General features: G+C 46.7%; 20 protein-coding genes. All 20 read left to right on the top strand.

Translation table 11 applies throughout. From position 1 onward, the window contains the following. The first annotated feature begins 106 nt into the window (after window positions 1-106). The 20 genes from NSS66_RS00495 (at window position 107) to NSS66_RS00400 (ending at window position 23,799) form a co-directional block, all read left to right on the top strand. On the top strand, window positions 107-997 hold the full coding sequence (locus NSS66_RS00495) for a LysR family transcriptional regulator (protein WP_013310069.1): 891 nt from the start codon (window positions 107-109) through the stop codon (window positions 995-997). A gap of 160 nt (window positions 998-1,157) precedes the next feature. Then, window positions 1,158-2,006 (top strand): transporter substrate-binding domain-containing protein, encoded by an 849-nt coding sequence (locus NSS66_RS00490; protein WP_220027735.1) that lies wholly within the window; start codon window positions 1,158-1,160, stop codon window positions 2,004-2,006. Between the two features lie 76 nt (window positions 2,007-2,082). Continuing rightward, complete coding sequence (locus tag NSS66_RS00485; RefSeq protein WP_023988355.1) at window positions 2,083-2,862, top strand: amino acid ABC transporter permease; 780 nt, start codon at window positions 2,083-2,085, stop codon at window positions 2,860-2,862. Further along, entirely contained in the window at window positions 2,859-3,569 is a 711-nt protein-coding gene (locus NSS66_RS00480) for an amino acid ABC transporter permease (RefSeq protein WP_023988356.1), read from the top strand. The genes NSS66_RS00485 and NSS66_RS00480 overlap by 4 nt, the downstream gene beginning before the upstream one ends. Continuing rightward, window positions 3,566-4,318, top strand: coding sequence for an amino acid ABC transporter ATP-binding protein (locus NSS66_RS00475; protein WP_023988357.1), 753 nt, complete (start codon window positions 3,566-3,568; stop codon window positions 4,316-4,318). The genes NSS66_RS00480 and NSS66_RS00475 overlap by 4 nt, the downstream gene beginning before the upstream one ends. Window positions 4,319-4,333: 15 nt before the next feature. Beyond that, entirely contained in the window at window positions 4,334-5,350 is a 1,017-nt protein-coding gene (locus tag NSS66_RS00470; RefSeq protein ID WP_053325313.1) for an LLM class flavin-dependent oxidoreductase, read from the top strand. Window positions 5,351-5,406: 56 nt separating this feature from the next. After that, window positions 5,407-6,564 (top strand): amidohydrolase, encoded by a 1,158-nt coding sequence (locus tag NSS66_RS00465; protein WP_310168615.1) that lies wholly within the window; start codon window positions 5,407-5,409, stop codon window positions 6,562-6,564. Window positions 6,565-6,751: 187 nt separating this feature from the next. After that, the gene (locus NSS66_RS00460; protein WP_068940757.1) at window positions 6,752-7,687 is read left to right on the top strand and encodes a dockerin; all 936 of its coding nucleotides are present in this window, start codon (window positions 6,752-6,754) and stop codon (window positions 7,685-7,687) included. 371 nt (window positions 7,688-8,058) lie between these two features. Beyond that, window positions 8,059-9,465 (top strand): discoidin domain-containing protein, encoded by a 1,407-nt coding sequence (locus NSS66_RS00455; protein ID WP_340958227.1) that lies wholly within the window; start codon window positions 8,059-8,061, stop codon window positions 9,463-9,465. A 35-nt stretch (window positions 9,466-9,500) separates the two neighbouring features. Then, a complete protein-coding gene (locus NSS66_RS00450) occupies window positions 9,501-10,910 on the top strand; it encodes a discoidin domain-containing protein (protein WP_340958225.1) in 1,410 nt (469 codons plus the stop codon). A 234-nt stretch (window positions 10,911-11,144) separates the two neighbouring features. Continuing rightward, on the top strand, window positions 11,145-12,080 hold the full coding sequence (locus NSS66_RS00445; protein ID WP_279830658.1) for an ArsR family transcriptional regulator: 936 nt from the start codon (window positions 11,145-11,147) through the stop codon (window positions 12,078-12,080). 202 nt (window positions 12,081-12,282) lie between these two features. Continuing rightward, complete coding sequence (locus NSS66_RS00440) at window positions 12,283-14,004, top strand: ABC transporter substrate-binding protein (protein WP_209435658.1); 1,722 nt, start codon at window positions 12,283-12,285, stop codon at window positions 14,002-14,004. Window positions 14,005-14,111: 107 nt separating this feature from the next. After that, the gene (locus NSS66_RS00435; protein WP_023988364.1) at window positions 14,112-15,065 is read left to right on the top strand and encodes an ABC transporter permease; all 954 of its coding nucleotides are present in this window, start codon (window positions 14,112-14,114) and stop codon (window positions 15,063-15,065) included. 15 nt (window positions 15,066-15,080) lie between these two features. Next, complete coding sequence (gene opp4C, locus NSS66_RS00430) at window positions 15,081-16,007, top strand: oligopeptide ABC transporter permease (protein WP_023988365.1); 927 nt, start codon at window positions 15,081-15,083, stop codon at window positions 16,005-16,007. Window positions 16,008-16,020: 13 nt separating this feature from the next. Further along, window positions 16,021-17,004, top strand: coding sequence for an ABC transporter ATP-binding protein (locus NSS66_RS00425; protein WP_023988366.1), 984 nt, complete (start codon window positions 16,021-16,023; stop codon window positions 17,002-17,004). Beyond that, on the top strand, window positions 16,997-17,965 hold the full coding sequence (locus NSS66_RS00420; RefSeq protein WP_340958217.1) for an ABC transporter ATP-binding protein: 969 nt from the start codon (window positions 16,997-16,999) through the stop codon (window positions 17,963-17,965). Before NSS66_RS00425 ends, NSS66_RS00420 begins: the two co-directional genes overlap by 8 nt. Before the next feature lie 262 nt (window positions 17,966-18,227). Further along, window positions 18,228-18,497, top strand: coding sequence for a 30S ribosomal protein S14 (rpsN, locus tag NSS66_RS00415; protein WP_023988368.1), 270 nt, complete (start codon window positions 18,228-18,230; stop codon window positions 18,495-18,497). Between the two features lie 259 nt (window positions 18,498-18,756). Continuing rightward, window positions 18,757-19,749, top strand: coding sequence for a cation diffusion facilitator family transporter (locus NSS66_RS00410; RefSeq protein ID WP_023988369.1), 993 nt, complete (start codon window positions 18,757-18,759; stop codon window positions 19,747-19,749). Window positions 19,750-19,955: 206 nt separating this feature from the next. Continuing rightward, on the top strand, window positions 19,956-21,860 hold the full coding sequence (locus NSS66_RS00405; protein WP_340958213.1) for a heparinase II/III domain-containing protein: 1,905 nt from the start codon (window positions 19,956-19,958) through the stop codon (window positions 21,858-21,860). Window positions 21,861-21,888: 28 nt separating this feature from the next. Continuing rightward, entirely contained in the window at window positions 21,889-23,799 is a 1,911-nt protein-coding gene (locus NSS66_RS00400) for a glycosyl hydrolase (protein ID WP_340958211.1), read from the top strand. The last annotated feature ends 29 nt before the right edge of the window (window positions 23,800-23,828 follow it).

Genomic DNA, 23,828 nt, shown 5'->3' with positions numbered 1-23,828 from the left:
ATTTTCAATATTTCCATTGACAGGTCGTTCAGTGAGTTTTATGATACAAAAAAACCAAGTTAACATATTGGATAAATGTATATAAAACTTACTGGGGGACTTACGTATGAATATCGAGAATATGGAAGCCTTTGTATACGTGAATCATTATGGGAGCTTTAACAAGGCGGCAGAAGCCTTGTTCTTGTCCCAGCCCTCCGTTACAGCACGGATTCAGACGCTAGAGCGCGAGCTAGAATGCAAGCTGTTCGACCGCCAAAGCAAGCAAACGGTTCTGACGGAGGATGGACGAAAGTTTCTTCCTTATGCGGAGCAGATGCTTCAGGTGCTGCAAAAAGGGAAGCAAAAGCTCCAACAGCGTAAGAAAGCCCCTCAGCAAATTCGAATTGGCTGCACGATATCGGTGTCGAACTACATCATTCCTGAAATATTAAAGCAGCTTCGTGCCCGTTATCCAGAGGTTAACTACAAAATTGTGACGGCTACGACGGATCAACTGGTACATAAACTGTTGAACCGTGAGGTAGACATTAGTTTTGTCCGTAAAGTGATGCATCCGGCTATCCGTACGCTTGCTTTTTATGAAGATCCGATTTCCCTGTATGTATACGACGGCCATCCGTTTATGAAAACAGGAAAGGCCAGCATACAGGATATTCAACGTGAAACACTGGTATTTTTCGAATGCGGATCACTAGATTGGATGAGGATTCATCGCGCTTTTGAATCACTGGAGCAGCCACCGGACATTGCTTTTCAGGTAGACAATGTGGTCACGGCCAAAAAGCTGGTATTGGAAGAAGCGGGTATCGCCTTTTTGCCGGATGTCTGTGTGAACCGTGAAGTGAAAGATCAGAAACTGTTCCGTATCCATGTTCCAGAGGTAGCTGGGGTGTCTATGCAGATTAGCATAATAGCGACCAAAGAAGACTGTGCAGTGACCTCGGATTTTGCAGATGCACTGACAGAAGGTTTCCGGGGTGCTGTTTTGTTATAGGAATGTTCTATAGCTTGGTGGATTGACGTATAGGTTTCCAGGTGTTAAATTAATCACATCCTAAAACCAATTAAGCTTATAGGAATTATGAATTATTGGATGTTGTAGCTACCATGTATGTCGCAAACTGCTGATATACAAAGAGATGAGGGGGATTCATATGAAAAAGTGGTTTGCAATATTGTCTGTTATGGCAATCATCCTGGTGTTGGCAGGCTGCGGTTCCTCAGATAACGAGTCTAGCGCGTCAGGTTCAAGCGGAGACGTGAAGAAAATTATCGTAGGCACAGGTACTCAATTCAAAAATGTATGCTTTATTGACGAAAACGGAAATTTAACAGGTTTTGATGTGGAGCTGATTAAGGAGCTGGACAAGCGCCTGCCTCAATACGAATTTGAATTCAAAACGATGGACTTTGGAAATTTGCTGCTAAGTCTCGATGCCGGCAAGATTGATCTGGTATCGCATCAAATGGAAAAAAACCCGGAGCGCGAAGCCAAGTATCTGTTCAACAAAAATCCGTATAGCATTTTTCTGAACAGAGTCGCTGTAGCGAAGGATAACAATACCATTCATTCAATTGATGATTTGAAAGGGAAAAAGGTACTCACCAGCCCAACCAGTAATGCGGCGTATGTGCTGAAAGAGTATAACAAAACCCACGGAGATGCCCTGAATATCGTTTATACGAGTGGTGCAGCCAATGATACGGTGCAACAAATTACGAGCGGCCGTATAGATGCTACCGTTACGACAGACTTTGCGAACCGTTTTAACACCGATGAAAAAGGAGAAGTAGCTCTGAAGACCGTTGGTGATCCTTTGACTCAATCGGATGTACTGTATGTACTGAACAAAAATGAGCAAGGGTTGGCGGATGACCTGGACAAAGCCATTCAGGAAGTGAAGGACGACGGTACGTTGTCGAAGCTGAGCATTAAATGGCTTGGAGAGGATTTCACTAAGTCTCTGGAAGATGTGAAAAAAGAAGGTAGCAGTAAGAAATAAGGATAGACTTGGACATTTCAGCGGTCAGGGTACTCTATGTATTCTGACCGTTGATGTATAGAAAGGAGGCAGGCATATGAGCAGAGAGTTCAATATTGACTATGTTTTTAGCTTTATCCCGAAAATGCTGTCTTACTTACACATCACCTTGTTTATTGTGGCAAGCTCGCTTGTATTGGGGCTTATCATTGGTCTGTTGGTTGCGCTGCCTCGCATGTATAACATTCCATTTCTCAAACGTGTTTCTCAAGTGTATGTTTCCTTTTTTCGCGGAACACCTATTCTAATCCAATTGTTTCTGGTGTATTACGGCCTGCCAGAGCTACTAAAGCTGGTGGATATCAATTCCTCCAGATGGGATGTGCTGTGGTTTGCCGTAGCAACCTACGCGCTCAATAGTGGAGCCTTTATTTCCGAAATTATCAGGTCAGGAGTAGAGGCAGTAGATCGAGGACAAATCGAGGCTGCGCAGTCCGTCGGCATGTCAGGCTATCAGACCTTCACACGTATCATAATGCCGCAAGCGCTGGCTGTGGTGGTTCCGGTATTTTCCAATCTGGTGATTGGCAATCTAAAGGATACTTCGCTGGCATTTACGATCGGAGCGATGGAGATGACAGGGAAATCACAGACATTAGGGTCGGCTACCCAGCATTTTGTTGAAACCTATATCGCGTTATCCCTTATCTATCTGGTGATCAGTCTGATTTTACAAAAATTGTTCAAGGTGCTGGAAAATACGCTTCTCCGGCATGAGCATCGGGATGCAGTACAGAAAGAACCCGAAAAACGAAAAAGTTTTGTGGTGCGCTACCTGAGAAGTCCTCGTCTTAGTAAAGGAGGTAAAGGCATATGAGTCTGGATTTTGGATTTATATATACTGCCTTTTTAGGGTTGTTCTCCGCGCTACCCAACACTTTAATTATTACGGTGGTTTCCGTACTGGCAGGGTTGGTCATCGGTATTATAACGGCACTGGCGCGAATCTATAAGGTTCCTGTGTTGTCCCAAATTTCTCACGGTTACGTTACCTTTATCCGTGGCACACCGATGCTGATGCATTTGCTGCTTATTTATTTCAGTTTGCCTTTGTTGATTGATGCGGGAGCGAAGCATTTCGGCTGGCCTCTGCATTCCAAAGATGTTCCTTATATGGTATTTGCACTCATTTCGTTTTCCATTACCAGTGGCGCGTATATGTCTGAGGTCGTCCGTTCTGGAATCCAATCGGTCAACAAGGGGCAAATCGAGGCGGCTTATGCCGTTGGTATGACGACGTGGCAAGTGCTGAGACGGATTGTATTTCCGCAGGCGTTCGTGGTGAGTTTGCCAAACCTGACGAATTCCGTTATTGGGATGCTTCATGGCTCTACCTTGGCCTTCACGGTTTCGGTCACAGAAATCCAGGCACAGGCTGAAATTCTGGCATCTACCAACTGGAAATATTTAGAGGTATATATCGCGGCTGCACTGCTATTTTGGGGCTTGACGGTATTAATTGAGCGAATATCCGGCTTGGTGGAGAAAAAAATCAATGTGTTTAATGGAGGTCGAGCATCATGATCCGTCTGCAAAATATTACGAAGTCGTTCGGCAAACATGAAGTGCTCAAAGGCATTGATTTGACCGTGAACAAAGGCGAGGTCGTCGTTATTTTAGGCCCGAGCGGTTCAGGAAAAACGACTCTGCTACGCTGCATTAATTATCTGGAAAAGCCGAATGATGGGGAAGTTAGCATTGGCGATTTTACAGTGAACTGCAAGCGACCTGCGAAGAGGGATGTTTTGGCTCTACGTCAAAAGACGGCTATGGTTTTCCAGCAATACAATTTGTTCAAGCATAAAACAGCGCTGGAAAATGTCATGGAGGGACTTGTCGTTGTCCGTAAGGTCAAGCAGGAGGAAGCGAAAAAAATTAGCATTGAAGTGCTGGAAAAGGTCGGTCTGGGTGAAAAGCTGAATCATTATCCAAGCCAGCTATCCGGCGGGCAGCAGCAGCGTGTTGGCATAGCGCGTGCCTTGGCGCTGAACCCGGAAGTGATTTTGTTCGATGAGCCGACTTCGGCGCTGGACCCTGAATTGGTGGGTGAGGTGCTGTCGGTGATCCGCAAGATTGCGAAGGAAGGCATTACAATGATTGTCGTTACACATGAAATGGGCTTTGCGCGCGATGTTTCAAATCATGTGGTATTTATGGATGGCGGTCATATTATCGAGGAAGGCACACCGGACGACATTTTTAACCACCCCAAAGAGGAACGTACCAAACAATTCCTGAAACGGATTACACCGGAATATAACTATTCAATTTAGACGGGAGAGGGAGACATGAGTATTAAAATCGGAGTATTGGATCAAAGCCCTATACACGAGGGGGAAACGGCAGCGCAGGCCCTTCGTAATACGATTAAGCTAGCACAGCGTGTAGAGGAATTGGGGTTTACGCGCTTCTGGGTATCAGAGCATCACGATTCCGAGCAGGTTGCGGGCTCTTCGCCAGAGGTACTCATTTCCCATTTGCTGGCACGCACTGAGCGTATTAAAGTCGGTTCTGGTGGAGTGATGCTTCAGCATTACAGCCCTTATAAAGTAGCTGAAAACTTTAATGTGCTGTCCTCTCTTGCACCGGGTCGCGTAGATTTGGGAATTGGACGCGCGCCGGGCGGGTTGCCGAAATCCACACAGGCGTTACAACGAAACGTTCATGACGCGCCTTCTCTCGAAGAAAAAATTGATGAAGTAAGTCGCTATATTCATAATATTCCGTCTGAAGAAGGACCGTTAGCCGGGTTACAGGCGAATCCGATTCCAGAAACACCAGCGGATATTTACGTTTTGGGTACAAGTACAGACAGTGCTGGAATTGCTGCGCGTTTGGGGTTGCCCTACGTTTTCTCGCAATTTATCAATAGTAATGAGCAGATTGCAGTGGAATCATTCCGTACGTATCGGGAGTCTTTCGATTATAGTTATGGACGTGAGCCGAAAGCTCTTTTTGCGCTTTCAGTCATCGTAGCGGACACTTCCGAGGAAGCTGCGGAGTTAGCAGGGGAGCACAAGCTGTACAAAATTCATCTGGCCAGTGGCAAGACGGCTACGGTGGGCACGCTGGAAAGTGCAGAAGAGTTCGGCAAGCAATCAGGTGAAGAATATACAATTGAAGCTACACAAGCGCAAATTAACAAAGGGAATAAAGACGAAATCTATGCTGTGTTGACGGAAATTCAAGCGAAGTATCAGGCCGATGAGCTAATTGTTACGACAGGAATAAGGGATATACACAAGCGCGTGCGCTCGTTCGAGTTATTGCATGAAGCTTTTGCCGGGTTGCCTGTGCAGTCCTAGATGTTGTTGGTCTGAGAGAATTGTAACTATTTTGGGTTCACGAAGGAGGAATAGGGATGAGTGGATCAACCGGGACGAAGGAGCAGGTTTTGGAGCAGAAGCTGGTGGACATTCGCCGCCATCTGCATCGAAATCCCGAGTTATCTAACGAGGAGGTTGAAACTACCGCCTTTATCCGCCGTCTGCTGGAAGAACAGAACATAACCATTCTGGATGTGCCGCTGCGTACCGGATTAGTAGCGGAAATCGGCGGACAGCAGGAGGGACCAACTGTCGCGCTTCGTGCAGACATTGATGCGTTGCCTATTCAGGAAGAGACGGGATTGCCTTATGCTTCGGTGCATCCCGGCAAGATGCATGCCTGTGGGCATGATTTTCATACCGCATCCCTGTTAGGAGCAGCCGTATTGTTGAAGCAGCGGGAGCAGGAGCTGAAAGGCACGGTTCGGCTGGTGTTCCAGCCAGCTGAGGAAAAGGCCAAAGGCGCTGCCCAAGTGCTGGACAGCGGTGCGTTGGCAGGGGTGCAGGCCATATTTGGCCTACATAACAAGCCGGACCTGCCCGTAGGCACGGTCGGCATCAAAGAAGGTCCGCTAATGGCAGCGGCGGATGGTTTTTACATCGAGGTGGAGGGTCTGAGCACACATGCGGCAGTGCCGCATGCAGGGATTGACCCCATCGTGGTATCGTCACATATCATTACGGCGCTGCAATCCATTGTGAGTCGGAGCGTTAATCCGCTGGATAGCGCGGTCATTAGCGTCACGAAGCTGCACAGTGGCAACGCCTGGAACATCATTCCTGACCGCGCCCATTTGGACGGAACAATTCGCACATTTGACGAAAATGTTCGCGCCCAGGTGACTAAGCGCTTTGAGCAGGTCGTAAAAGGCGTTGCGGATGCTTTCGGCACGAAAGCATCCATCCGCTGGATCGAGGGTCCGCCGCCTGTGCTGAACGACGGTAAGTTGGCCGTCATCGCGGAGGAGGCGGCAGAAGCGGTCGGTCTGGACGTAGTTCGTCCCATACCATCCTCGGCGAGCGAGGATTTTGGGTTTTATCAGAAGAACATCCCCGGTGTATTTGTCTTTGTCGGCACTGCGGGAAGCCAGGAATGGCATCATCCTGCCTTTGATCTGGACGAACGCGCGTTGCCCGGAACAGCGAAGCTACTGGCTTCACTGGCAGAATCGGCATTGATATCCATAGAGTAGGAGTGCGAGCCTAGTCTATGGATACTTATCCCCTCCTTGTAGAGGGGATATTTTTGTTTGACGCTATATCATTCCAATGATAGTATAAAATTGTAATTTTATTCAAAATCGAGAGTGGGTGTAATAAGAGAGTAGGCGTTGTCGTTTTAGATGTTTCGTAAAAATAAAAGGTATGGAGGTTAAATAAATGCCGAAGAAAAATGGAATGATCATGGCTTCTTTTTCATTGGTAGTGGCTGCTTCTTTACTGGTTGGCGGGGCTAACGTTGGTTCAGCAGCCTCAGATTTGGAAAGCACTTCCGATATAGAGTCGACAAATATTAATTTGGCTGCTGCTGATATACCTGCTAAATTTAAGCCATCGGTAGAATGGGTTTGGAAGAATAGAATGGTCAAAGAAGGCTCCACCAACCGTAAAAATTTGATTTTTGATCAAATCTATGCGGGAAAAGGAACGCTAAATTATGTAGTGCGTTGGCAATCCTCTAAAAATATCACTCTTCAGCAGCGTAAAGATATGGCTTCCATGCTGAGTCGCCAAATCAATAATTGGAATAAGCAGTTGAAAGGGTATGATGGCTGGCCTTATAACAATATTACAGTAAAAATAGTAGGCTGGGCCGTTGCGAATCCATCACAGATTCTTAACAAACAATCTAATGAAATCGTTTACACGGATACCATTACGGATGACTTAAGTAAAACAGACCCGAATATTCCAGCTAAACTTCCGGTTGCTCCTAACGCACTATCGAGATTTGAACATTTTATGGACCCTAACTATTCTTACCCAGGTGGCCTGGACAAGCGGTTTGATATGTACTTATGGGGAACGTCCAATTTTCAAGGCGGAGCCGGCGGGGATTGGGGGCAACGTATGCCTGATGATTATATCCTGAACACCTTGAATTCGGATGAAATCCAGATTACAGAGCACGAGATGGGGCATGGATTCGGCTTGCCTGACTTCTATGAAGAACATGAGCGTCCACCCGGTGGGTTTCCTGTGCCAACTATTATGTGGGCCGGAAATTCCCCCAAAATAACAGAGTGGGATACCTGGATGTTGCGTTATACCTGGAGCCAGGTTAAGAAGGATACCTCTCGTTTTCCTAACCGCTAAAAAATGCTAGAGTAGTGTGAAAAAAGCTTATAAATAGAGCCGTTTGTTCCAAAATCAAATTCTATGGTGGAATTGATTTAGTGAATAAACGGTTTTTTCATTTTATAAAATACCAGTTTTGTGCATGCAAAGATCAAGTATATGTTCCAAGATACGATTAAAATGACTAATTTAAATCATTAAGGAAAATATTGACGATGCAATAATCCAGTGATAATATGATTTGTGATTATTTACAAAAAACGACAAGGAGATTTGATAGTGTAATCTTAATCTCCTAGATTAGTTCGCAAACACGAAAAGAGAGGTGATAGAGATAGTTATTTCAAGAAAACTATTGCAATAATACAAATGGATATGGAGGTACATACATGTTGAACAGAAAAGGAATGATGATGGCTTCTTTTTCAGTAGTCATTGCTAGTTCATTACTGATGGGAAACGCTAGTTTTGTATCAGCGGATTCTCATCTAAACGGGAATTCTGTGGTTGCGGTAACGGGTGATTCGACGTTAGCTGATATGCCAGCTTATCTCAAATCCTCAGTGGAATGGGTTTGGAAGAATAGGATGTTGACTGAAGGCTCGACGGTTCGTAAAAATACGATTTTTGATCAAATTTTTGCGGGAAAAGGGACTCTTAATTATGTTATACGCTGGCAATCCTCTAAGCCCGTCACACTGAAGCAACGCCAGGATATTGCTAAAATGATAGATCGGCAGATGAACCATTGGACAGATCATCTTCAAGGATATGACGGTTGGCCCTATAAGAATATTAAAGTAAAAGTGGTAGGCTGGGCTGTTGCCGATCCTTCACTGCTCCTGAACAAGCAGCCTGACGAGGTCATTTATACGGATACCATTACAGATACACTAGCTTCTGAAAAACCGGAAATTCCTGCTGCGCTTCCAGTTGCGCCTAATGAAATATCCCGGTTTGAGCATTTTTCGGACCCGAACTATTCGTATCCGGGTGGATTGGATAAACGCTTTGATATGTATCTCTGGGCCACAGAAAATTTTGGCGGGGGAGCCGGCGGCGACTGGGGACAGCGTATGAATGATGAATACGTTCTGAGTACGGTGAACGCTGATGAGATTGAGATTACTGAACATGAAATTGGTCACGGATTTGGATTAAACGATTTTTATGAAGAACATGAGCGTCCACCAGGTGGATTCCCAACGAACACCATTATGTGGGCCGGCAATTCCGATCATATCACCGACTGGGATGTTTGGATGCTGCGTTATACCTGGAGTCAAATCAAAAAGGATACGGCTCGTTTCCCAATCACGACTAAAGACGACGATGGCCCAATTGAAACAGATCCTGATGAGATCGTGAACATAGCACCTGCGGCAACGGCTAGCAGCTCTTATACTTCATCTTGGGAAAATGTAAGCGCGCTAAACGATGGATTTGAACCTGCCAATTCCAACGATAGAAGTCATGCTGTATATGGTAACTGGCCTGAGACAGGTACACAATGGGTCCAATATGATTTTGATCAAGAATATACGATATCCCAAACCGATGTATATTGGTTCAAAGATGGCGCTGGCATTGATGTTCCTAAGTCTTACAAGATTAAGTACTGGAATGGTCAGGGCTGGTCTAATGTCAAGCAGGCCAAAGGGCTGGACACCGCGGTAGATCAATATAATACGACTACTTTTACGCCTGTAAAAACAACCAAAATAAGAATTGAAATGGTGTCCAAAGGATCGGCATCTACAGGAATCTTGGAGTGGAAAGTAGCAGCGAATCAGTAAGTAATCTCTTGAAATGAGATGGAGGGAAACGACGAATGTTGAAGAAAAAAGGAATGATGGCGGCTTCTTTTTCAGTAGTCATTGCTGGTTCATTACTGATGGGAAACGCTAGTTTTGTATTAGCGGATTCTCATCTAAACGGGAGTTCTGTGGTTGCGGCAACAGGTGATTCGACATTGGCTGATATGCCGCCCTATCTCAAATCCTCAGTGGAATGGGTTTGGAAGAATAGGATGTTGACTGAAGGCTCGACTGCTCGTAATAACACGATTTTTGATCAAATTGATGCGGGAAAAGGGTCACTCAATTACGTTGTGCGCTGGCAATCTTCTAAGCCCGTTACACTGCAACAACGCCAAGATATTGCTAGAATGCTAGGTCGCCAGATGAATCATTGGACGGAGCATCTCAAAGGATATGATGGCTGGCCCTATCAGGATATTAAAGTAAAAGTAGTAGGCTGGGCTGTTGCTGATCCTTCACTATTACTGGACAAGCAACCTGACGAGGTCGTTTATACGGATACGACTACAGATGAGTTAGCTTCCGAAAAACCTGAAATTCCCGCTGTACTCCCGGTTGCGCCGGCAGCCTTGTCCAGATATGAGCACTATTGGGACCCATACTATTCGTATCCGGGTGGATATGATAAACGCTTTGATATGTATTTGTGGGTAACCGAAAATTTTGTAGGAGGAACCGGTCAGGATTGGGGCCAACGTGTGAATGATGATTACCTTTTTAGCACTTTAAACTCGGATGAGATTGAAATCACGGAACATGAAATTGGGCATGGATTTGGCTTAACTGATTTTTATGAAGAACACGAGCGTCCACCGGGTGGATTCCCAACCAACACCATTATGTGGGCTGGTGATTCCGATCATATCACAGACTGGGATATCTGGATGCTGCGTTATACCTGGAGTCAGCTCAAAAAAGATACTTCCCGTTTCCCTAATACGACTAGAGGTAATGAGGGTCCTATCGATACATCACCTGATGAAAACGTAAACATTGCGCCAGCTGCAACGGTCAGCACTTCCTATACTTCACCTTGGGAAGATATAAGCGCACTCCATGATGGATTTGATCCAACCAGCTCTAATGATCGAAGTCATGCCGTGTACGGCAATTGGCCTGAGACGGGTACACAATGGGTTCAATATGATTTTGATCAAGAATATACGGTATCCCAAACGGATGTATATTGGTTCAAAGATGGCGCTGGCGTTGATGTTCCTAAATCTTACAAGATTAAGTATTGGAATGGTCGTAGCTGGTCCAATGTCAAGCAGGCTAATGGATTGGGTACTTCGGCAGACCAGTATAATACGACCACTTTTACGCCTGTAAAAACAACGAAATTAAGAATTGAAATGGTATCCAAAGGTTCAGAATCCACAGGAATATTAGAGTGGAAAGTAGCAGCTAACAAACTTTAAACATCATATTATTTGTCCAAAGGTTGTCTCCTGCGATATTTGTGGGAGACAACCTGAACAGTTAGAGTCTGATGAGATCAGGCTTTTTTTTCGTCTTGATTATGATGCTTGTTTCCTTCATATTTGTATCAGTGTTTTGCTAAATTCTCGTATGAATGGATCACTAAGAATGAACGGGTGTACGATAGTATGTATAATGGACATCAGACATGAAAGAAAAGAGGACAGAAAGCGATGAGTCACGACGTGAATGCTCCTTACGATGTACATGTAGCATATGGACCGGTGTTTGAGCTGCTCAGCAGCTTACACACCTTTATTTGCCGCAAGGCTTACAAGAAGACCGATTTATCAGCCGGGTGGGCGGAGCAAGTGCGTAGAACGCTGTCTCCAGGTTTGTCTAAATTGCTGGAGTCCATGGAAATCAATGCAGATTGGAAGGTTATTTATGGACTCGTCTGTATGCTTTCTGATCAGGGGAACGTTGAAGAGGTCGTAGACCGTCTGGAGAACCGGGCTGTACAGCAATTAAATGAACAGGCATCAGCCTTTGGGGTCCCGCTGCCTGACGATATGGAGAAGCTTCGTAAACTTGCTTTGCAACTGCTATCTGGCTGGGACGAGGAGTATTTTCGCCATGTGGATACAAGTATTCTAAGCGGTCTGGAACAGGAAGCTGAACGGAGAAATAAGGAGAAGGGCTTACATAGCTCTATGGAGTGGGTGGATCGTACCACTAATGGCTTCCGGTTCGAGCCTTCCGAAGGGCTGACACGGGTGTTGCTGGTGCCTCAATACCATTTTCAGCCGATTAATATCATTTATCGATTTGGGTCGCTCCTGTTGTGCCATTATTCGGCAGGGATTTATGTTCAGGAGGACGATTTTTTATCCCCACAGGAATATCGAATGATCCGAAGTTTGGGGGAGAAGAGCAGGCTTAAGATTTTAAAATATTTGTACCAAAGCCAGTCTCCACGAACCTTTATTGAGATTGTCCGTCATCTCAAGCTGTCCAAGGGAATCACCCACGACCATATTTTTAAGCTCCGGGCCTCTGGCTTCATCCATGCACATTTTGATGGTGAAACATTGCTCGGCTATAGCGCACGGCTTTCGGCTGTGGATGAAATGCATCGGAGCATCCTGGGCTATATGGAGCGAAATTAGGCTGCACTCACCAGTTAGACTTTAACACTTTAAACAAATAGACGTCGATCATTTGGAATCCAGATGAGATGACGTCTATTTTTTTACATAAAAAATGGAGTTCTCTCTTTACAGAACCGGAATAGATTCCTATAATGAGATTTATCTTATTAATTACAACTTGTTCGATCGGAATTTACTAAATTAACTCGGGGGGATTATTTTGAAAAAGGGAATTATTCTACTCAGCAGTCTATTTCTGGCAAGTTCTACCTTATTAGCAGCTTGCTCTAGTGGTGGATCAGATAGCGCTAATGATGCTACTTCGCAAAATAGTGATGTCGCACAGACAGCCGCTACAGCGCAGCCATTAACAAGTCTGGTACAAGCTTCAGATTTATCCAAATTGCCGGAAGTGTCCAAAAAGAGAAGCGACACGATTATTGTTGGTCTGACTGACCCAGCCGGGGTGTTTACTCCGTATTTTAACCAAAGCGGCTATGACGGCAACGTGATTTCGCAGTTGTGGACTCCGCTGGTCACGGTAGACGAGAAGGGGCTTCCGCTGCCCAATCTGGCTAAGAGCTGGGATATTTCTAAGGATAATCTAACGTACACGTTTCATCTGGTTCCCGGTACAAAATTCAGTGATGGCTCTCCTTTGACAGCAGAGGATGTCGCTTTTACCTGGACGTTGATCTATGACAAAGCCTATCCTGGTGACAGCCAAATCCGAAAGCTGAACATTAAAGGCGGCAAAGACTATACGGAAGGCAAGGCAAAACAAATTGAAGGAATCAAGGTGATTGATGCGCAGACCATTTCTGCGACGTTAGAAAAACCAAACGCGCTGGCTCTGCCGATTCTGGGTGACTATGTACTGTCCAAAGCCTACTACGGCAAGGATTACAAGTTCGGACAGCTGGATTATTTTAAAAATTTACATAGTAGCCCTCTGGGAAATGGGGCTTATAAGTTGGAAAAGTTCATTCCAGGGCAAGAAGTTCGTCTGGAGGCGAATGATCACTTTTTCAAAGGCAAACCGAAAACACAGCATTTCATTTACAAAACAGCAGAAGGCGACGCTTGGCAATTCATAGAAACAGGCGATACCGATTTTGCTCAATTCACCGCAACTCAGGAAAATATCGACAAACTAAAAGGGCTTGGCTTTTTAAACATTTTGCCGTATACCCCTAGCACTTATGGATATTTGCAAGTAAATCTTGAAAATGAAAAGCTTAAGGATAAAAAGGTTCGTCAAGCATTGACCTATGGACTGGATCGGAAAAGCATTTATGTCGACGCAGCACAGGGAGCAGGGGCGGTCGCAAATATTCCAGCTTCCCCAATATTCTGGTCTTACACGACCGATGGAATCAATCCATATAACTACGACCCAGAGCAAGCGAAAAAGCTGCTGGATGAAGCGGGCTGGGCAGAAGGTAGTGACGGCATCCGTGAGAAAAACGGTCAGAAGCTGACCATTCACCTGCTGACCTCTAAACGTCCAGAAACAGATACCTTTATTGCGCTTGCGGCTGAAAATTACAAAGCGATTGGCGTTGACCTACAGCCGGAAATCTTTGCAGACTTTAATGCAATGGTCGCCAAAGTAGAAGGTAAAGATTATGATCTTGCCGCCTTTTCGACAGGCATGCTGACAGATCCATCAGATGGAATCGAGCAATTCGTCAATGGAGAAGTCAAGGGATATAACAATCCAAAGGTAAAAGAGCTATATGAAAAAGGCTTGTCTACGACGAATATGGAAGAACGCAAGAAAATATATCAAGAATTATATGTGCTGCTAAACGATGAACTGCCCGTAATTTTTACCAACTATAAGAAGACGGTGTATGCCTACAATGGTCGGATGGAACATGTAAAGGTCAGTCCGTTCATTGGCTTGTCTGGTAATCTGTTCGAATGGTCCCTTAAATAAGCCACATTTGCGGGCCCCTTGTGAAGAACATCAGGTTCGGATCAAGGGGCCTCCCAAATAGGGGAAACGTAATGAGTAGCCTGACCTTGAATTGAAAGGAGTCTGTCATGAGCTCGTTTTTAACGAAAAGACTGACGTATATGGTTATTATTTTGTTGGCCGCTTCGATGATGATTTTTTTCCTGTATGCCATGACACCGGGAGATTTCATTAGCGGCAATCTGAAGCTGTCGCCAGAGAGAAAGGCGGAGCTGAGGGAAATTTACGGCCTGAATAAGCCTATTCTTGAACGCTATGGAAATTGGCTGGGCAATGCGCTGCATGGAAATTTTGGTTATTCGCTTGCCCAGCAGAAGCCGGTGCTGACCTTATTTAATGAGTATATCTGGAACTCGTTTTTGCTGGCCGTTGTATCGACCTTCCTGACCTGGTTTATCGCGGTCATTATCGGTGTGGTTGCTGCTTATAAGCAGTATTCATGGTTTGATACTTTGGTAATGGTGGTGATTTTCGCTGCCATGTCTGTGCCCTCATTTTTTATCGGGTTGTATCTGATTAAAATCGCAGCGGTTGACCTGAAGTGGTTGCCACCCGGTGGCATGCTTAATACGGGGAGTAACGCTACAGGTATGGAGTATGTGAAGGAGGTTCTCCAGCATATGACCTTGCCAGTGATCGTTATGACGCTGCTGGGACTGGGGTCGTTGACCCGCTACTTCCGTAGCAATATGATCGACGTGATCCAGCAGGATTATATACGCACAGCCCGTGCAAAGGGCTTAAAGGAAAGAAAGGTACTTTTTACGCACGCATTGAGAAATGCATTGCTGCCTGCCATTACGCTCGTTGGCTTCGAATTACCTGCGCTGTTTGGCGGGTCCCTGATTATTGAAAAGATTTTTAATTGGCCGGGAATCGGTCAGTTGTACATGCAATCCTTTTCGCTCCGGGATTATCCGCTACTTATGGGCTTTACGATGCTAATTGCCATATTGAGCGTTATCGGGACACTGTTGTCCGATATTTTGTATCGCATCGCGGACCCGCGTGTGAAAGTGTAAGGAGGGGGCTAAGGAATGTCATCCGTGAGCAGTAATTTGAGCAAGAGCAGCGGCAGACTGCGAACAACTGTTAAATCTTCAATGTGGCAGCAAGCGCTCCGGCAGCTGTTCAGAAACAAGCTTGCTATGGCTGGTCTGCTTGTCGTGGTATTTATGTTTTTGCTCTGTTTTATCGGTCCGTTATTTTCTCCTTATTCCGATAATAAAACAAATATATTAATGATGAACAAGGCGCCAAATATCCATCACTGGTTAGGAACAGACAAGCTGGGGCGGGATGTGCTGACACGTGTGATGCAGGCAGGTCAAATTTCTCTTACTGTGGGTTTGGCTTCTATGGTGTTGTCTGTCTTTTTGGGAGCTACGCTGGGGGTCATATCCGCATATTTTCGCGGGATTGCAGATCAAATCATTATGCGCGTTGCTGATTTGCTGCTGACGATTCCCAGTTTGCCCCTGCTATTTATTATGGGCGCGCTGCTATCTGACTGGAAGGTTCCACCCGACCAACGGATGTATATCGTCATGCTGATGCTTAGTCTGGTCAACTGGCCGGGGATTGCACGGATGGTGAGGGGCCAGATGCTTAGTTTGCGGGAACGTGAATTTATGCAAGCCGCGACGGTACTGGGACTCTCGAATCGTCGAAAGCTGTTCAAGCATCTACTGCCGAATATTTTACCGTTGTTGATCGTTATCGCTACATTGAATATTGGCGGAGCCATCCTGAGTGAATCTGTGCTCAGCTTCTTTGGCCTTGGCGTGCTGCCCACAACACCGACTTGGGGCAACATGATTGATGCCGCTAACAATGTGCTGGATTTTCAGCAACGACCGTGGTTGTGGATACCGCCAGGACTGTCTATTTTTGCTACAGTCATCGCTATTAATATTTTTGGTGACGGGCTGAGGGATGTACTTGACCCGAAACATAAGAGGTAGGTGATCATACACCATGGACAATTTACTTTCTATTGAACATTTAAGTACTCATTTTTATACAGAAGAAGGAACGGTTAAAGCGGTGGATGATATCAGCTTCCGTGTGAAGCCAGGGGAAACGGTATGCATTGTCGGTGAATCGGGATGCGGCAAAAGTATTACCGCGATGTCCATCATGGGTCTGATCCAGAGTCCCGGTGGTAAAGTGGCAGGCGGAAGCATCCGCTTTGAGGAAACCGATCTGCTAGAGCTTAGCAGAAATGAGATGCGCACGATTCGCGGACATGAAATATCCATGATCTTTCAGGAGCCGATGTCTTCATTGAATCCGGTCATGACCATTGGTGAACAGCTATCCGAACCACTGATTGAGCATTTGAAAATGGGTCGTAAGGAAGCTCGTAAGCGAGCACTGGAGCTGATCGAACAGGTCGGTATATCCCGGCCGGAGCAGATTTTAAAAAGTTATCCGCATGAGCTGAGCGGGGGGATGCTGCAGCGAATTATGATTGCAATTGCTGTTTCTTGTGGTCCCAAGCTGCTTATCGCGGATGAGCCAACCACCGCTCTGGATGTAACGATTCAGGCGCAAATCCTCGATATGCTGCGTGAATTTAAAGCCCAATCCAATATGTCGCTCATGCTAATCACCCATGATTTGGGTGTTGTCGCCGAAATGGCTGATTACGTCATTGTGATGTATGCAGGCAAGATCGTCGAGGAAGGCGAAGTGGTACAGCTGTTTAATCATCCCAAGCATCCTTATACACAAGGGTTACTAAAATCCAAACCGGTGCTTAATCAGCGCCAAGAGGAACTGTATTCCATTCCCGGGCAGGTACCTAATCCGCTGGAGCTGACGACTTCCTGTTATTTTCATGACCGCTGTGGGCAGTGCATGGACATTTGTCGTGTAAAGGAGCCTACATTAAAAGAAGTTTCAGCTCAGCAGAAAGCATCCTGCTGGTTATATGAGGAGGCGGTTGTTCATGGCTGAGCCGTTGTTGGAAATAGACCGCTTAAAAACGTACTTTCCGGTGAAGTCCGGATTTATGAACCGTACTTCAGGACATGTGCGGGCGGTAGACGATATCAGCTTTACGATCCGTCAGGGTGAAACCTTCGGATTGGTAGGGGAATCGGGGAGTGGTAAAAGCACGGTGGGCCGCACGATTGTTAAATTGACGGATAAAACGGACGGTACCGTAAAATACAAAGGGGTGGATCTACACAGCTTGTCAGCCAAAGGGATGCAGGAACTTCGTCCCAAAATTCAGCTGATCTTTCAAGACCCATATAGCTCGCTGAATCCGCGTGTACGGATTGGTGATGCCATTGGTGAGGCGCTACTGGATCACGGTATAGCAACGAAGGAGGAGGTCCGGCAGATTGTGCTGGACGTGCTCAAGCTATGTGGATTGTCAGAGTATCATATCGACCGTTTTCCCCATGAATTTTCGGGAGGTCAACGCCAACGGATCGGCATTGCCCGAGCGCTGGCGCTTCAGCCGGATCTAATTATCGCTGATGAGCCGGTATCAGCGCTGGATGTGTCCATACAGGCGCAGATTATTAACCTATTCGCCAAATTGCAGGCCGAACGGGGTCTGACATATTTGTTCATCTCGCATGATTTGAGCGTGGTGGAACATTTGTGTTCCCGTATTGGCGTGATGTATTTAGGCTCCATGGTCGAAACGGCATCGCGTGACGAGCTATTCGGGAATCCGTTGCATCCGTATACGAAGGCGTTGCTGTCGGCTGTACCTATTCCGGTGCCGAAGCTGAAGAGAGAACGTATTTTGCTCAAGGGGGATATTCCAAGTCCGGTTAATCCGCCTTCGGGCTGCAAGTTCCATACTCGCTGCCCCTTTGCAATCGACCGTTGCTCCAAAGAGATTCCACTCTATCGTGAGGCTCGTCCAGATCACTGGGTAGCTTGCCATTTGGCTGAATGAACAAAGTCAGTCAGCAAATTTTAAAGCCGTTGAAACGGCAGACCGTTCACAAGAGTGAAGGGGGCTGCTGTTTCAACGGCTTTTTAATGTCGTGATTCAAACCGCTTGGGTTGACAACACACCTGGAGCAGCGTTATATTAAATAGTAATAGTAATGATTACTATTTAAGGTATAAAATCATGTCCATATCCGTGTTCATCATTCTCGCGGTAGTGATGGTGAACCTTCATGATTGGCATATATCACAAGGAGGAGCTTTACATGGCCAAGAAGTCAAAAGTCGTAAAAGAGAAGAAACGCCAGGATATTGTAGCTAAATATGCGGACCTGAGACGTGAATTGAAAGCAAAAGGGGACTACGAAGCTTTGCAAAAGCTTCCGCGTGACTCATCTCCAACCCGCCTGAAAAGCCGTTGCGAGCTGACAGGCAGACCTAGAGGATACTTGCGCAAATTCAAGCTGTCTCGTATCGCGTTCCGCGAGTTGGCACATAAAGGCCAAATTCCAGGAATTACGAAATCAAGCTGGTAAACAGGCACTTATGTCGATCGTCAGCGCATGGAGATTATCTGTGTTGTTAACCTGAGGGTATGTCTGATAGAAGGTTGTAACGGGAATGCTTCATGTCGTAGGGGGACATGGGGCATTCCTTTTCCATGGAAAATATTATCGTTTGTATTGATTCTCCTCAGATGGTTAGGTAGAATATGGACGGGTTAAAAATATACATAACAAACGATTACATAATGTGGATATATCAGATTATGTATACCTCAGGAGGAGCTACAAGATGGAAGTGAAACAGAGAGAGGACTCCTTTTGGAGTATGGTCAAAAAAGGAAACAAATCCTCGGGCTCGGCGGCGTTAGGTAATACCGGCATTGCTCTGATTAAGGGGATTGCTTTTGCCTTGACAGGCAGCGGCTCTATGTTTGCTACGATGATGCATTCCATTGCGGATGCAGTGAATCAAATGTTTGTATTCGCGGGCAGTGTACTGGCAGAGAAAAAACCGACAAAACGCTTTCCTACCGGCTTTGGACGAGTGATTAACCTGTTTTGTATGGTTGCCGTTATTGTTGTAACGATTATGGCCTATGAAACCGCATTGGAAGGCATTCATTTGCTGCAGCATCCAGCTGAATCTACACATGGATTTTGGATTAATGTAGTAGTGCTGATTTTGTCACTAGTGGTGGACGGATTTGTATGGAGCAAAGCGATGAAAGAAGTGCTGCATGAATCCAGAGTAGAAGCGAAGGGGCTAAGCATTTTCACCACTGCGTTCCGCCATGTGGGGCGTGCTGCACCGCCAACTCGTCTGGTATTTTATGAGGATCTGGTAGCAACAACGGGTGGAGTACTTGCTCTGCTAGCAGTGGTGGTCACATCGCTGACAGATTTTAAACTGCTGGACGGAATTTCGAGTATACTCATCGGTTGTCTGATGGTCGGTGTTGCTTTCCGGGTCGGTTACGACAACATGGTAGGCTTGATTGGTGTATCTGCTCCTCCTGATATCGAAGAACGTGTGGCTTCCATTATTCTAGCAGATACACATGTAACGGATATTTATCAAATGCGTATTTTACAGGAGGGACGCTACTATCACGTGGAAGGGTTGATTGAGCTTACACCGGGCATGACGCTGGCAGATGCTGACGATATTAAATTTAGAGTCGAGGACGCTTTGCTACGTGATCCTAATATCTCAGATGCAGCATTGGGTATTCTGGAAGATGACGGGATTAGAAAGTGGAAACAAGAGAAACCCACAGTTTAGAAAAAATGATCAAAGCGAATCTGGACGGGGATTGGCAATAGTGTAAAATAAGAACTTCCATGACCACAGCAACGGGGCATGGAGGTTCTTTTACTTTTTCTCAATTGTTTTACTACCCCTTTGAATTTAGGATGATTGTTAGATACAATGAAAGCGTTAACAAAAAAGAAGGTGAAACAAATGCTTCTCATGGGGAGGAAATGCAAATGAGTCTTCTGAGGGAGGCTTGGCCTGCTTCGCGGCTCGTTAAGGCGCTGGCTGGCGGCATGCAGGATTCAGCAAGGCAACGGTTAAGGAGTAATTGGACAAAAAGGCTGCGGACGACTGTCTCTGAGCCGATATACGCCGAACTTTGGATGGATATTGTGCGTGTCTGTAAAGATAATCGGGAAACATCATGGCCTGAACTGCCGTTGTCTCTGTTTCGGGAATTTACTAATACAGGAGAGCGCAAGCCGTATGAGGATGTGTACTTTGAACGGCGTGGACGACTGGTTGCTATAGTGCTTGAAGCTGTTGTCAAGCCGGAGCCTCGAAAGATGAAAGAGGTGGAAAGCGGTCTGCTGGACATATGTAGCAAGTACACATGGGCGCTTCCTGCACATGTCAATGAAGAGGACACAGTAACACCGCCTTGGCAGCAGGTGGATTTATTCGCGTCCGAAACAGCACAAACGCTGGTTGAAATTTTATTGCTGCTAGGAGAACAACTGGCTAGCCATGTGGTCGCTCAGGTGCACGAAGAGATTGAACGTCGTGTGCTGGAACCCGTTTTTTGGAAGCCTCGTCATTTTGGATGGGAAACCGCAGATCATAATTGGTCGGCAGTATGTGCTTCCGGTTGCGGAATTGCAGCATTGCTGCTGGTAGAAGACGACTTTTCCAGAGCGGTAGCCATCGAGAGTATGCTGGGCGCGCTGGATTGTTTTTTGGCAGGCTACAGAGAGGACGGGGGATGTCCCGAAGGAGTAGGTTACTGGGTGTACGGCTTTGGTTATTTCACTTATTTTGCCGATATGCTGCGTGAGTTTACCGAGGGAGCTGTGGATATTCTGAACTCGGAAAAGGTTAGGCAAATCGCAGCCTTTGCAGAGCGGGTTCATCTGTCGGATGGTATTTTCGCTAATTATTCGGACAGTAGTGAAACGGAACGATTGCCTTCCGGACTCATTTCTCATTTGAATTCTTTGCAAGGAGGACCATCTACACTCCCTTTCCGCGTACCTGGTCTGTTGGAAGACCCCTGTCGCCGCTGGGCTCATGTATTGCGCAACTTGGTCTGGACGAATCCTCTGGCATTCGGGAGCGGTGAGACCGTTACCAATTATTTGCCGCAACTCGGTTGGCTGATGTGCCGCAGCTGCAGTTCCAGCCATAGTGGACCCGAAAGCCAAAAGGGTGAATCAGGTGTCATGCTTGCATTTTCAGCGAAGGCTGGGCATAACAATGAACCGCACAATCATAACGATCTTGGACATTTCATCCTTCATGGCGGTGGCGAAAATATATTGTGCGATCTGGGAGCAGGCTTGTACACGAAAGCCTATTTTTCATCGGGACGAGAGTCGATTATTAATATCTCCTCCGGCGGTCATTCCGTGCCTGTCATCAATGGGACTATGCAGCAATCGGGCGCACAGGCAAAGGCGGCTGTGCTGGATATTGCTTTGGATGAGCAGGAGGAGGTACAGACGGGCACAAGGCTTAAGCTTGATTTGACATCTGCTTATCCTGTAGAAGAATTGGCAGTCTTCACCCGCTCCTTTACATGGAATGTGCTGGAGGGAAACGAGGGGGCAAGGCTTACCGTCACAGATCATTTTGAGTTTGAAACGTCTGGCGTGAGCATGAAGTCACGGGATGTGGAGGAGCTTTTGATCAGTCGTATTCAGCCTAATCTGGGAGCAGGCTTCGTGGAATGGAAGGGAGCGAACGCAGGGGTCAGGTTAGATTATGATGCCAGCGTGCTGTGGGCGGGGTTGGAGGCTGTGAAGCACATAGATCATGACGGAGTTCCTTTTGTGTTTTATAAAACATCGCTGCAACTGGACTCCAATCAATGGAATGGTTCTGCAAGCGTAGATTGTAATCTGTTTTTTACCATACATTAATTTTCATTTTGAATGGGAGGCAGACAGGATGAATAAGCTGCAGACAGGCAGCGTGTACCCTTGGCAGACGGAGCTGGAGAGATTTATAGAACAGGTGGAAAGCGCGCCAAATCGAGTGAATGACGGTTGGACTCACCAACATAAGCTGGCTGTGCTGGAAAAGCTGGTTCGCGCATATGCCCTGCATCAGGACGAAACCGGAGCTATCATTGACCCCCATTCTGAAAGTGAACGGTACTACTCCACCCCCTCCTATGCGTTGGCTGCGGCGGTGTTGGTCAAAGAAGGTCGGCATGATTTACTGGAATCTGCTGCTGCGGCCTTGACGCATAGCATAGCTTGTGTAGTGGAGGAAAAAGCGCCAGATCACCACCCAGACTTTTTTCCAATTATGATGATGGGAGCGTATCGGCTCCTTAAAAATCTGCTGCCAGAACAAGCCATGGCATGGAAGCAGCAACTGAGCAGAATTCAGCCGGAGCAGACCTACATTTTTACGATGAGCAAAATGAAAAATCCGAACCGGATGATCAACTGGAATGCGATTATGATTTCCGGCGAGTTTTTGCGTGCAACGGAAGGAATTGCAGCCGATTCGGAATGGATGGAGACGTATATCCGCAGCTACCATTTGCCTCGTTTTACCGGGTTGGGCCTGTATCAGGATGGTCCGTTGGATCGGCCCAATAGCCCATTTGCCTACGATATCGTTACACGTTTTCATCTGGGCGTGATGCTGGAGAACGGATATGATGGCAGCTGCGCACTCGAACTGCGTGACCACCTTCGCAAGGGGGCGCTCAGCACATTACTGGCGCTATCCCCGCACGGGGAAATTCCGCCGCGTGGAAGAAGCGCCCAGCATCAGTGGAACGAATCGGCGGCGGCCTTTGTCTTTACAACACATGCACAGCAGGCTTTTACAGCAGGAGAGCATGGGCTCGCAGGTGCGTTCCGACGGGCAGCAGATCTATGCTGGCAAGCGATTAGCCGCTGGCAGACGGATGAAGGAAAGCTGCATATCGTCCGCAACCATTATTCGCCCGAGGCACGGCATGGCTTTGAGGTGTACTCGAATCATACCTGCTACAGTCTGTGGACGGCGGCTGTGCTGGCCCACACCCTTCTACATGGGGAGGAGATGGATCGCATTTCCCCAACCTTCATCCCGGCGGAGATCGGCAGCCGGGTGTTGGCAACGGATGGCTGGTTCCAGACTGTCATTGCAGCCGTAGACGGGCAGCAAATGCTTGTGCAAACATCGGTCAACGACCCGTACAATATTCCGGGCATCGTGCGTATTCAGCAGTCTGCGCTGCCGTCGCTGATCGGTCCGTCCTCAGCAGGTCATGCAGACCGCGGCTTTACAGGCTTCGCGGAGGGAGATATTTTCCCGTTGAGCTATACCCCGGCCTGGCAAACGGAGGACGGAAAGTGGCACAGCTTGTCGGAGGGCATTCCCGGTACACTGGAGTTCGACCGGGATGGAGGGATTGACCCGCAGGATGGTGGAGGAACCGTACAGATGGAACAAAGCTCAGCGTCTGACGGAGCAACGGATTTTACACTCCTGTGGGAAGGCCCATTCCCGGGAGTGAGGGAAATCCGAACGCATTATCGTCAGGTACCCGGCAAAATTGAAGTGGCGTATGAGCTTCAAGGCAATATTCAGAATGTAGGGGCACTTATTCCCCTAATGGCGTACGACGGTCGGGAGCGCAGTGTTATTCATCATGTCATGTCAGCTGGGAAAGAAACGGAAAGCATTCGAGTAGAATACGCAGGTGCAAGCCTTGAAGTCATCCCGACGACGGAAGGAACGAATGTGGTCTGGCCGGAAGAATTAGCTTCTGTGGCCTGTCGGAATGGTTTACTTAAGGGAGCGCGTCTGGAATGTGAAGGTAATCGCATTTCCTTTATCATTCGGTTACCTGAATAGATAGAGCTGGAGCCATAAATATGGTTTAA

This window comes from Paenibacillus sp. FSL R10-2748 (genome assembly GCF_038005565.1).
GTDB classification, from domain to species: Bacteria; Bacillota; Bacilli; order Paenibacillales; family Paenibacillaceae; genus Paenibacillus; species Paenibacillus polymyxa_B.
This window is presented reverse-complemented; position numbering and strand designations above follow the sequence as displayed.